The organism is Pseudomonas sp. B16(2017) (genome assembly GCF_002113205.1).
Classification (GTDB): domain Bacteria; phylum Pseudomonadota; class Gammaproteobacteria; order Pseudomonadales; family Pseudomonadaceae; genus Aquipseudomonas; species Aquipseudomonas pharyngis.
The window spans coordinates 91,984-104,706 of record NZ_NEKA01000002.1; the positions used below are offsets into that span (position 1 = coordinate 91,984).

6 protein-coding genes are annotated in these 12,723 nt (G+C 61.0%); all 6 read right to left on the minus strand.

Features of this window, described 5'->3' with window-relative positions; all coding sequences use genetic code 11:
• Positions 1-47: 47 nt before the first annotated feature.
• The 6 genes from CAG25_RS03170 to CAG25_RS03195 all read right to left on the minus strand — a co-directional run bounded on the left by CAG25_RS03170 (position 48) and on the right by CAG25_RS03195 (position 12,669).
• Complete coding sequence (locus tag CAG25_RS03170; protein WP_085611014.1) at positions 48-7,175, minus strand: TcdA/TcdB pore-forming domain-containing protein; 7,128 nt, start codon at positions 7,173-7,175, stop codon at positions 48-50.
• Positions 7,176-7,519: 344 nt separating this feature from the next.
• Positions 7,520-9,223 (minus strand): precorrin-3B C(17)-methyltransferase, encoded by a 1,704-nt coding sequence (gene cobJ, locus CAG25_RS03175; protein ID WP_085611015.1) that lies wholly within the window; start codon positions 9,221-9,223, stop codon positions 7,520-7,522.
• Positions 9,223-9,957, minus strand: coding sequence for a precorrin-2 C(20)-methyltransferase (locus tag CAG25_RS03180; protein ID WP_371857699.1), 735 nt, complete (start codon positions 9,955-9,957; stop codon positions 9,223-9,225). The genes cobJ and CAG25_RS03180 overlap by 1 nt, the downstream gene beginning before the upstream one ends.
• Positions 9,954-10,580, minus strand: coding sequence for a precorrin-8X methylmutase (locus CAG25_RS03185; RefSeq protein ID WP_085611016.1), 627 nt, complete (start codon positions 10,578-10,580; stop codon positions 9,954-9,956). The genes CAG25_RS03180 and CAG25_RS03185 overlap by 4 nt, the downstream gene beginning before the upstream one ends.
• Positions 10,573-11,871, minus strand: a complete 1,299-nt coding sequence (gene cobG, locus CAG25_RS03190; RefSeq protein ID WP_085611017.1) for a precorrin-3B synthase — start codon at positions 11,869-11,871, stop codon at positions 10,573-10,575. The genes CAG25_RS03185 and cobG overlap by 8 nt, the downstream gene beginning before the upstream one ends.
• 159 nt (positions 11,872-12,030) lie before the next feature.
• Positions 12,031-12,669, minus strand: coding sequence for a hypothetical protein (locus CAG25_RS03195; RefSeq protein ID WP_085611018.1), 639 nt, complete (start codon positions 12,667-12,669; stop codon positions 12,031-12,033).
• Positions 12,670-12,723: the final 54 nt, after the last annotated feature.

Below are 12,723 nucleotides of genomic sequence, written 5' to 3' on the forward strand. Positions count from 1 at the left end.
TCTTTGGTCACTGACAACTATTTTTCAAGCACAACTGAATCGTTAACTCAAATCGTTGATTCAGTCATGACCTTGCTCTTCGCCTCCTCTATCAAGCTTTTGAGTGTCACGCTGCCTGTCCCGCCCTTGCGTCCCATCATCCCTCGAGCGAGCGTCGATATCTGGCAAGGTCGCAACCCCTTGACCTCGAGTATGACGTCGCCGTGCAACGCCGGATCGTTCGCGCAGGCATCACGGAACAACACGCAGAGTCCGGAATCAGGATCGATCAGCACCAGGTGATCCCCGGCAATGCCGACCTCCAGCGCTTGCGATGTGTCCAGCGTCCAGATCAGGCGACTCATCAGCGCTGGCGGGCCGGCCATCGGGAACCGGGCATCAATGACCAGCCGTTCCAGTCTGCGCGTCAGAGCCTGCGACAGATGGCACTTCATGGAGCCGTGGCCCATCCGCACCACCAGTGTGCGCACGCCATCGGGAATCAGCGGCAACAAGTTCGGCGCATCCACCTGCCCTTCGATCACCAGCACCTCGGCGTTGCGCTGGACGTAATCCAGCGGCCCGATCTGCCGCTTGCTCGGATAACCCCGAATCAGTCGCTGCCCTGAATCGTTCAGAAGGACATCCGAGGGTCGCCGGACGCCCAGCAACTCGTAATCCCCGGGTAGATCCTGCGCTGCGATCCGGATCAATCGCGCACTGTCGACGAAGTACCAGCACGCGCTCGCGTCGCGGGTGGCGATGGAAATGAACGGGCGATGCGCCTGGTTCACCAGCATGGCCTTGAGGTCACGGATCAGGTGCTCGTCATGAGCGACCACCCAATCGAGCGCCACACCGGCCAGCACAGGTTGCGCCTCTGCATGCAACTGCAACACCTGGCCATTGAGGGTCGTGCCCAGCAGCCCCGTACCGTCGATCCTGACGTCGGCGAAGCTCCACGGTGCCCATTGCCGTTCCGGCAAGGGCAACACTTCAGCGTGCAACAGCTGCGCAGCGGTTCCGAACGCCTGATCCAGTCGCTGCGGATCGATCAACGCCTGCCGCCAGACTTGCCCTGCCGCTGGTTCGAACAACCACGCCGCCTGTCTGTCGGGGGTCAGTCCCAGAAGACGTACATCGCCCTGTCGCGCCCTACACAGCACCAGATGACTATCCACGTACCAGGCATGCAAACGCGCGTCTGCGGTGGCATTGGCAACGCCGACAATCGTGAACCGTTCAACGGAGTACCGCTTGGCCAGCCCTTCCAGCGCCAGCCACCATTGGGCGCGGCCCTTGAGCCATTGTTCGCCCACAACGGCGAAGCGCACCTCACCGGTGCTGTCGATTTCAAACGAAAGCCCCTCTGCGGTACTCGCCAGATAGCCGTTTTCCTGTGCGGCAATCTGCTTCAATCCAGCCGGTTGCACCCAGCGGTGTGCCCATTGCACCTGTCCCTTGACCTTGGTGCGGTGCGTCCGGCACAGGGTCTGCGCGTTACGGTCATAGATGACAAATACATCGCTGTCATCAGCCACCGTCAGCAGCATCAGGTCGTTCAGATTCTGGATCGAATCGGCCCAGCCCCGGGCGCGATGACGACGCGGCACCGGGCGAATGATCAGGTCGTCGCGGGTGCGGATCCAGGCCATGTCACGGAGGTTTTTTTCGATCATCCAGCAGATCGACACATAGGGCGCGAGCTGCCAGTGGACCGTCGCGTAGGACTTGTCATGACTCGACTTGAGCACGATCTGTTCGCCGAGCACAGACGTCCAATCGGTCAACGGGGCCGTTTCATCAAGGAGCGCCTCGAATGCCGGTTCAAGACCGCGCGTGACTGAACTCAACCATAACTGCCCATCGTGAATGAGGTAATTGAAGCGCTCCACACGGCCGTCGGCCTGCAGATACTCCTGCACCACATGAACCACACCCTGCCCGTCGGCCTCCACACTGCGAATCGAGCTGGTGCCACGCGGCTTTAACAACAGACGATAGCGATGGCTGAGCAACCCGGTGTTCGCCTCGACCTGCCAGATTTCGAAACCCTCGGCCGATTGAAAAAACGCCGACTCGCCCACCACGACCGACAACTGCGCATCGTCGGCCGACACGTCATCATTGCGCACGTAAAGAATCCGGTCCTCACGGGCGTCGTACCAACCGGTGGTGTAACGCGGTGCATCGGCTGGTTCGAATGGAATCAGATAATCGTGGATCGGCGTGTAGGGCAGCACCAGCCGATGGGCCCGGGCCAGTTCCTGCAGATGATTCTGCAATACCTGTCCGTGCTGTTCCTGAGGGGGGTGGTCCAGCAATAACGTGAGTATGCGGCCTTCGACTTTGAACAGGTTGCCGCCTTCGAGTAGCACATACAGATCAGGTGGAACACCGGCACTGACCTTGAACCGGCAATCCTTGACGCTGAACCGGCCGTCCTCGCCGAACACGATGTCGGTTTCACGAGCCCAGGGCGCCGCGATAATCCAGCGATCCTTCTGCGCACCGATCGTCTGCAACTCAACGTCGACACCGGGATTGAGCACCAGCGTGCAAGTCCCGCCGCCCCCCTGCAGCCGATAGGAAACCTTGCCCCGCCACAGGGACGGGATCACCGGCACGACCAGCTTGCGCTCGCGGGCATCAAGCTTGACGGTGATGTCGGTGGGTCGGTAATCGGGATAAATCCGATAGACGACGTATTCGCTGGGAAAGGAATAGAACGAAAACAGGAACAGCCATTGGCCGTCCGGTTTTTTCTTTTCCAGGCGACGTGCAATGTCAAAACCCTTGTCGTGAAACACCGAGACAAACGGCAGGGTCTTGTACTCGTAGCGATAACAGTTCAGTGGTGTACAGGGTAAAACGATGGGTTGATCGGCATGCGGAGCGAAACTCATCTCGTCGGGATAGCCCAGCTCGGCACTGAGGTTGATGGCGCGTGAGTAATCGGCTTCGAATTCCGGCACTCCGAAATGATCACGCAGCGGATACAGCCGGGTGCTGTCCAGCTGCATCCTGCCGTTGCCCAGATCCAGCTGCCTGATAATCAGCGACGGTCGCGGCAGCCAGGCACCTTGCGTGCCGTCGTACCGGTAGCCGGCACCGCGATGAGCCTGCTCGATTTCATCGAAGAACAGACCGACGGCTTTTGCCTCCTCGGCAATGATGGCGTAGGCATGTGCCAACGCGGTCACCCCGATCGCCAGCCCGCCCAGAATCACCCCGGCGCCACCGAGCACCGCAGCGGCCGTACCCGCCCCCAGGGCCGCCGCAGCAAGCCCTGTACCGGTCAGGGCCAGGCTCGCCGCGTCAAAGCCCAACTGAGTACCGTAAGTCGCGACCTCCACATCGTTCTTTGCGTTCGCCAACTGATAGATATCGAACCCGACATTGGCCAGCCCCAGTACCGCGCCAACGCCTTCATTGGCCACATGCCCCGCCACATTGCCCAATGTCCTGGCGGTCAGTGGCGCCAGCGCTTCGGCCACCACTTGCCCAGTGGTCCGGGCCATGATCCTTTCATCACGCAATGCCGTTTGCAGGACCCCGACCAGCCCCGCCACGTCCACCAGATTGCCATGCACCAGCTGCGCATAGTTGACGTAGGCATGCCATTGCACGGCGGTGGTCAATGTGCGGCCTCCACCTTCGCGGTCGCGCAAGGCATTCATCAACGCCTGAACGGCGAACCCGGCGTTGAGGGTGTGAACAGCGGAAGCTTCCGTCGGATCGACTGGCGCGCCGGCCCGGGTACGTTTTTGGGCCAGCGTCGAAAACAGCTCGGCCAGATAATTTTTGATCCGCAGCAGACGGCTGTCGCGGCTGATGACCGTTGCCATCACCTCGCCGCTCTTCGGATCGAGCATGCTCACCCGATAAGTGCCCTCGAGGGTGACCTCCAGCGACTCGAATAACGGCACCAGTGGCGACACTGACTCATGCCCCTCCTGCAACCGCGAAGTCACGTCTGCGACCTGTTCGGCCCACCAGTGGCTGTCGGACTGCAGCAATGTGCTGGCCAGGTGTGGATTTTCAACCAGCGATTGTCCGTGTGCGCTGAAAAGCCGCTGGCGAACCCTGCGCAGCGGCATGCTCGGCAACGCATCCTCCCTTAAAAGGTGTGCCACCTTGGCACCGCTCGACAGATCCAGATCGGCTACCCGTTCCCCCTGGAGATCGATCAGATCGAACTGCGGACGGTCAGGCTCACCATAGGCGGCGTAATGTCTGGTCATGCCTCTCTGGAAAAATTTCGTCAGTACCGCTCTGAATGTGGCAGCAGTCTCGAACTCGAAGAGGCCGAAGTTGGGATCATAAAAGTGGTAGATGACTTCCGTGCCGTTGACGGTACGAGCAACCAGCATCGAATGATTGTCAGAGTTGAGCATCAAGGTTCGAGTACCGACAGACTCCTCGAGGGTCGCCGTGACCTGGTCCAGATCCAGCCGCCCCAGCGGAGTCCCGACATCGCCATACGTCACGCCACGCATCTCCTCAAGTGCCCCCAGAAAGGCGATTGTGTCAGCGTGTTCCGGCTCGAGTACCGCAAGGTAAAAACGCTCGTGCAATCGCTGGGTGGCAGCCTTGCCCTCAGTGATGGCTGCACTCATCGCCAGCGCAAGAGGAAAACATCGCCCGGCAGTCATATCGCCCATTCCGTGCATCAGCAGGTCCTGTGGCGCCAGTTTCACGGCACCGCCCTCGAGCTGATTGAGCACCTGCTCCAGGCGATCCTGCACTTGCTCACGATGTTCCTGGAGGGCCACCTTCTTGATCTGCGCGACCTGCTGCCCCCACTCATACAGCGTCGTCGCCCCGGCCAGGGCGGCTTTCTTCAGACTCAGCGCACTCGGCAAGTCCATCGGCAGTTCGTGCTGGACACTGTTCAACCCGGCAACGAATGCGGTGTCCCTGCGCTGAAACAGATGCTGCTCGATCGCCCCGAACCGTCCCGAAGTCCCGCGCTCCCTGACACTGTTGATCAGGTTTTCCATCACACTGTTCTGCGCCAGCAAACTCTGTTCATCCAGCGATTCAACGCCGAGCAAGGCCCCGAGTGTCAGGCGCTGCAACGGACTGAGGTGAGCCCGTTGCAAGGAGCCCGCCCCCAGACGCACCAGCACTTCGTCCAGCGCAAGGCTCCGGGTCTGTTCATTGGCCAGAGAAGCCGGTGGTCGCAGCCGCGTGTCCTGATTGCGGATCGCCTGACGGTCGTCGAAATCCAGTGGCAGCCGGTCGACGAACACTACCGGGCCGTCATGGCCGTTCATCATCGCCTGGGTAAACGGTTTACCCAGACGCTCGGCCAGGCGTTGCAGCAGCCCGGTCAGCAGAACATGGCGCCCTTCAATGAGCGGCCAGCCGAGCTCGAACTCGACGGTGGAATGATTGAGCAGTTCGTCGAGGTCGCCGGCGTAACGGGTGGTGTATCGGCCGTCGCGAAAACGCTGCTGTTCGTTCCTGACCCACTGTTGTTCATCGGCTCCGTTTTCTTTCCAGGAATGATCCAGCTCTTCCTCGCTTGAACGACTGACCGTGCCCTTCGGTTCAATGCCGACTTCAGCCCGAGAGGCTTCGCCAGCACGCGGGGTGAAATGCGCCTGCTCGTAATCTCCCATGCCAAGACGCATGGCAGCCGGTCCGGTGAGATAGATCGTGCCCTCACGTTCAAGGCGAATGCCGTCGCTGTAGTAACTGGCAGCGGCGTCCGCCAGATATCTCATCGCGATTTCATCCTCGTCCGACAGCCCCTCCAGGGCACCGAGGCGATCCTCAAGCTCCGCGATCGCCAGGGCTTGCATGGAGTCATCGTCGTGAGGGGCTATACTTCTTTCAGCCGCCGTCCGGAACACTGCGTTGACCACTTGATAGTTAAAACGCAGCCGCTGCATGACGGCCTCCAGCATTGGCGAGCCCGGGTGCGCCATCAGCCAGGCATTGCTCAACGAATTGCCCTCACGCACAGCACGCAACATGTAGGGGCGTGCAAGGAGATCGGAAGGGGGCTGGAAAACCTGATTCAACGCAGGGCTGCTTCTGGCGAACGCTTCCAGCGCCTGGCGATGCTCTGCGGGAATACTGTCGGCATAATCCGTGTAACCGCTGCGCACTGCCTGGCGCCCCGGCATCCAGTGCGGATTGTGGTCCAGCAATAATTGCAAAATCCCCCGCTGGCCATCGCTTCCGACCGTACTGATATCCACGCCGCCCAGTACCTTCATGAACGGCGGGAGATTATCGACATCCGCGTACAGCCCCCCTTCGGGGAGCAATGCCTCCAGCCGCACGACATCGGACCCGGCGGCAAGATTGCCGCGCAAGCGCATCTCCTGATCGTAGATCGCTTGTAGCCGCATGGGTTGCGCAGCCCCGGCGAGATCACGCAACTGCAAGTCGCCACCGACCAACGCATGCACGCTCTGCAAATTGCGCTCTTTCAACGATTTGAGTCTTTCTGCCTGCTGTCCGTACGCCCGACTCAACAACTGCGTCCGAGCCTCATCAGCCGACACCCCGTTTGCAACAGCCTGATTGATGTGCGCGAACATCTGCTGTTTCAGTACGATGGCCCGCGCCTCATACATTGATCCAAGCTGCGCTTCAGTGGAGCTATCCATACCGCCGTTCTGCAGGCTGTGCAGTTTCGCAGCCTCCCTGATCAGCCGATTGGTTTCATGCGCCAACATGGCATCACTGTCATACCAGAGGTTGATCTTGTAACCCTCTCCAGCCAGCACTTGTTTCCAGAGATTGATGTAGTCGCGCTGGATCTCGCCGAGCCCGCCACCGAGCCAGACGAAGTGCAGGATTTTCGGCACGGCCGTAGCCGGAAGTTTCATCAACTCGACACTGGAGTGCAGGCGCGACTCGACAACTTCGAGCCTGTCAAAGATCTGCGCAAGATTCGGCGCTGTCCCGCCGTCCGGTGTCGATACCGGTGCCTTCTCTAAACTACGGCGCACTCGCCCCTTGTTCAATTCTCCCAGTGCCTGCTTGAGCAGCGCCAGCGGTTGCAACAGTCGAGGCGAGTCGAGCAGATCGATACACGCAGAATAGTAAAGAAGCGCCGCGTCATATTGCGCGCTGTCCTTGTAAGGCTGCAAAGCCTGCTCAAATTCGGAAAACTTGAACAACGTCGCAAACTTCAAATGACCGACATCGGCAACATCATTATTAATTTCCCGCATACATGAACCCCCGAAATAATAAATTACACGAGCCGATTGAAAATCACGCGCACAAATACCCCATTACAAAAAAACCGCTCTTGCAACAAGTTGATATCAATGCACGAACAACAGATTCGACACGCACTTTCCGGAAGCGAAACTAGTATAAAAAAACCAACTCAACAAACAACAAGCCATTCAAACGATTTCAACGGAAACTTCCCGCGACATCAAAACTTCCAAACAAGTGTCACAGATATATAAATTGCCGTGCGATACGAAAGACAAGGCCGCGAACAAACCATTCGCGGCCTTGTCTTGTCAATCGATACCCGAGGGGGCACACGTCATGGAAAGGAGCATCAGCCGGCAGGCTTTTCGCCATACCAGCGGGGGGTGTACACCCAGTCGCCTCCCGTCGCACGGGGGAAGGTGCAGGTGGTGGATGAACCGATCAGCACCATGGTGCGCATGTCCACCTGATCCGCGGTCAATGCGCCCAGCGTAGTGGTACGCAGGGTCTGCCCCGGTCTGCCGATATCGCGACCGAGCACCACCGGCGTCTGCGGCGTGCGATGTTGGGCAACGATTTCCAGGGCTCGTCCCAACTGCCACGGACGGGCGCGGGAGATCGGGTTGTAAAACGCCAATGCCAGATCGGCCTCGGCGGCCAGGTCCAGGCGCTTCTCAATGATCGACCACGGCTTGAGGTTGTCCGACAGCGACATCACGCAAAAGTCGTGTCCCAGCGGTGCACCGGCCTGAGCGGCGGTAGCGAGTGAGGCGGACACACCCGGCAGGATTTCCAGATCGACGCTGTGCCACGCCGGATCCGTCGACTCGTGCAACGCTTCGAGCACCGCCGCCGCCATGGCGAACACCCCCGGATCGCCGGACGAAACCACAATCACCGAACGGCCCTGTGCGGCCAGTCGGAAAGCGTGGCGGGCACGCTGCATTTCTTCGCGGTTGTCGGTGCAATGCTGCACCTGATCGTCGCGGAAGGGACCTGCCATGCGCACGTAGGTTTCATAACCCAATACGTCGGTGGCACGGGCCAGCTCGGCTTTTACCGCCGGCACCATCAGCTCTGCCGCGCCCGGGCCGAGGCCGATGACGGCCAGACGTCCGCGCGGACGACCGATCTGCGAAACATCCAGTGGCTGTTCTGCCACTGCGATGGCAAGGTCGCGGGATGTTTTGATGATTCGAGCGTCGGGGACAGCATCGCGAGCCAGCTTACCAATGTCACTCGCCGGCGCGACAAAGCGCAGCGGCACTCCCAGCTCGAGCGCTGCTTCACGCAGCGCCGGGCTGGCCATCTGAACGTCCGCCGCCACCAGACAGGCCAGCGATTGAATCGCCACACCAGCATGCTGCAACGCATCACGGATGGTGCCCGGCAGGTCGACCACATCAGCACCTACCGCTACCGCCACACTGCGTGGATAAATCAACAACTCACTGGCGCTCGCCGCGCGGGCATCGCTGCCGACATGAATCGAGCGCTGCGCCTGTGGATCTTCCGGCAGTTGCGCCTGCGCAAGCCACGGCGCGGCACCGTCGATGCGCACGCTGTGGCCGGCGAGCAGGTCGGAGACAAAGCGCTTGCCCTGCTCCAGATCGCCGAGCGCGTAACCGCCGGGTGGATTGAGCAGGCAAGTGCCGAAACGCAACTCGCCGCTGGTGGTGATCGCCGCTGCGACTTCAAGTGCAGCCGCAATCTCGCGGGCCATGACGTTCACCCCGCCGAGGCCGCCGAGCAGCGGCACCACGGCGCTGCCGTCTTCAGCCACGGCGAGCACCGCTGGCTCGGCGCCCTTCTCCAGCAACAGCGGCGCCAGCGTGCGGATGACAATGCCCGCCGCGCACAGGGCAATGATCGGCGTGTCCTGTTGATACAGCTCGCGCAGGGTCGCGCCGAAGTCGCTGTAAGTCAGGTCGGCGCCTTCGACGCGCCCTTTGAGCCCATGAATCTGCGCGGCCGGATAGACCTGCTGAAGGCGACGGGCCGTAGCGAACGCGCCCTGGCCGAGAATGACGATGGCCGGTGTGGAATGAGTCATCAGCCTTGCCACCGTTCGCCGGGCACAATGATCAGCGAGAAGTACGGCGAGGACATCGGCTCGACCTCATCCAGCGGCACGATCTTCTGGTTGGCCATGGTCGCGCGCTCGACGTACAGCGCACGCTCGGCCAGACCCAGTTCTGCCAACACGTCGCGCACTTTCGGGAAATTGCGCCCCAGCTTCATGATCACCGCCGCGTCGGCATCGGCCAGACGACGTTTGAGCTCGTCATGAGGCAGGACACCGGACAATACCGACAGGCTCTGATTGCGATACACCAGCGGCGCGCCCAGCACCGAAGCGCCGCCGAGCATCGAGCAGACGCCCGGCACCACTTCGGCTTCGTAACGGCTGGCGAGGCGGTCATGCAGGTACATGTAGGAGCCGTAGAAGAACGGGTCACCTTCGCAGATCACCGCTACATCGCGGCCGGCATCCAGATGCACGGCCACTTCCTCGGCGGCGTCATCGTAGAAATCGCTGATCACCTGTTCGTAGGACAGTGGCGCCGGCAGTACTTCGGTGGTTACCGGGTACACCAGCGGCAGCAGATTCTGCGCGTCCTGCAGGTGCGCTTCGATGATGCCGAACGCGTTACCCTTTTTGCCCTTGGCCACGAAGTACGCCACCACCGGCGACTCGCGCAACAGGCGCAGGGCCTTGACGGTAATCAGTTCCGGATCACCGGGGCCGACGCCCAGGCCAATCAAACGTCCTTGAACCTGCATCATTCGATCTCCGTGGCGAGGGCATTGACCGCCGCGGCGGCCATGGCGCTGCCGCCGAGGCGGCCCTGCATGATCACGAACGGCACCCCACGGCTGTTGGCGGCCAGCTCGGCCTTGGATTCGGCAGCGCCGACGAAGCCCACCGGAAAGCCGAGGATCAGCGCCGGTTTCGGGGCACCGGCGTCGAGCATTTCCAGCAGATAGAACAGCGCGGTCGGCGCGTTGCCGATCACCACCACGCTGCCCTCCAGATGCGGACGCCACAGTTCCAGCGCCGCTGCCGAGCGGGTGTTGCCCAGCTCGCGCGCCAGCTCCGGCACGCTGTCGTCGCGCAGGGTGCAGATCACTTCGTTGTTGGCCGGCAGGCGCGCACGGGTCACGCCCTCGGAAACCATCCGCGCATCGCACAGGATCGGCGCACCGGCAGCCAGCGCATCGCGCCCCGCCTTGCCGGCGCCTTCGGAGAATTGCAGCCCGTCGATGGCCTCGACCATGCCGCAGGCGTGGATCACCCGCACGGCGAGTTTTTCCAGGTCGGCCGGGATGCGCGCGAGGTTGGCCTCGCGGCGAATGATCGCGAAGGAGTTGCGATAGATCTCCTGACCGTCGCGGATGTAATCAAGCATCAAGGGGGCTCCGTGAGCGGGCGACGAGCAGGGTCGCGGCCGCTTCGATAGTAAGGTTTTGAGCGTGCAGCGCGCCGAAACCGGGCACCGCTGCATCGCGAATGTAGAGGTCGTAATGACCGGGGCTGACGGCCAGCAACGTTGCCGGAGCACGGTGGGCGGCGGCGCAGGAACGCGGGCAGCCGGACAGGTGCACATCCACGGCGTGGGGCAACAGCGTCGCCAAAAGGCGGGCATCGTGTTTGGTGTCGGCCAGGCCTTTGCCGCAACCGTTGGAGCCGGTGCAGGCGATCAGGTGCGCTACAGGATTTTCGGCATGGGTCAGCAGGTTCAGCTTGCCCAATTCGTCGAGCACTTGAACCGCAGCGGTTTCCCGCACATTGGGCAGCAACAGACTCTGCCAAGGGGTGAAACGCAGGGTGCCGTCGCCGAAAGTTCTGGCCAGTTGCGCGGCGCCACGCAGCATGTCCGGATCGAGGCGGCCAAACGCCGGTGCGGCACCGACATACACCTGACCGGCCGATGGCTGAGGATGGATGCCGATGTGCAAGCCTTCCGGCGTCGATTCACGCCGCCAGTCGCCGACGCTTTGCAGACTGATCCGCCGCCCGAGTGTTGCCAGGAACATCGGCGCCGGACATTCATCCAGCAGATGACGCATTCGCGTCTGCTCCGGTCGAGCCAGATCGAGGAACACCTCAAGCACCACCACCACCAGCGCATGTCCGTGCGCAAGCGCCACGGCGGCCAGCGGTCGCTCCGTCGGGCAACCCGCCAGGCCGAATGCCAACAGCGTTTCCCCGCGCTCTTCGTATACCGACAACCACAGATCATGGGGATGTTCGAGCATCGCCAGCGCTTCACCGCCATCCAGTTGCACGGCGAACTTGGCGCTCAACTCGTGGAAACGCGGATGGCTTTGCAGGGTATCGAGAATCTGCCCGGCGAGCGTGCGGGTATCCAGGCGCATCTGCGGGTCGATCCCTGCAGCAGGGCTTAGCATCAGGTTGCGCACATCATCACCGGCGGCGGTTCGCGGCCCGAGGCCGGCGGCCAGCAGGCTGTCGATCAGCGCGGTGCCGTGCTCATCGATCCCGCGAATCTGCAGGTTGGCGCGGTTGGTGGCCTCGATCACGCCACTGGCGAAACGCTCGGCGGCATGCGCCACCACCTCAGCCTGATCGGCGCTGATCGAACCACCATTGAGTTTGATCCGGCAGATACCGCCATCCAGCGCCTGGACGATACGCAGCAACCCCGGACAAGCCGAGGGGCGTAGAGCTGTTGACATCGAGCGTTCGTTCAAGGGATGACCGGCTGGCTGGCAGCACCGTGAGGGCGAAAGGTCGCCATTATGCCTGCTTTGCCCGAGCGCATGAAAATGCCTGCCGGTCGGATTCTGCGTTGCCGGGCTATTCCCGTGGAAGAAAATCGCCTCAGAGGGAGGCGGTCACAGCGGGTAATCCTCGAAATTGAATTTGATCCCCTCCAGCGCCTTTATCACACTGGCTCGACGAGCGTCCAAGACCCGGCGACTGATCACCACCTTCCGAGCCAGAACATCCAGCTGAGTCATTACTTGCGAAACGTTCCAGAAAAAATACCCGGTGTTCAGGCTCGACTTGATGAACCGGGTATTTGTCACGATCAATTCCATATCACCATTGGCGTTGTAATTGATCGGCATGATTTTGAAATCGAAGACCTTGCCACTAAGGCCTTTGACCTTTTTCAACAGTTCAACGTCGCCTTCAAGCGCCATCAGCCCTCGATCAACGCCAGCCACCTGTTCAGCACTCAGCAGCGGCGATGCCAGTCGTGACCAGACCTCGCGCACGCTGCCCCTGAACTGCGTTTGAACGTGCTCGATCGGTTGATAATCACGGCTCCAGCCATGCGACCACAGTACATCGGTAAAATAATCGGTCCATCGTCCAGGCTGGGTCGCACTGTTATAAGTCATATCCGCCTGGCGCTGTGCCAGGTAAGTACAGTTCAACGCGAACTGATAGTCCTCGTGTGTTTGTCCCCGACTGCCGGTCAGCAATATATCGCCGACAAGTGTCGCATTATGTTTTATGTCATCCATGTTTACATCACATCCCTATAACAGGACGCCAGCAAGGCGTTCAACCACTAGTTA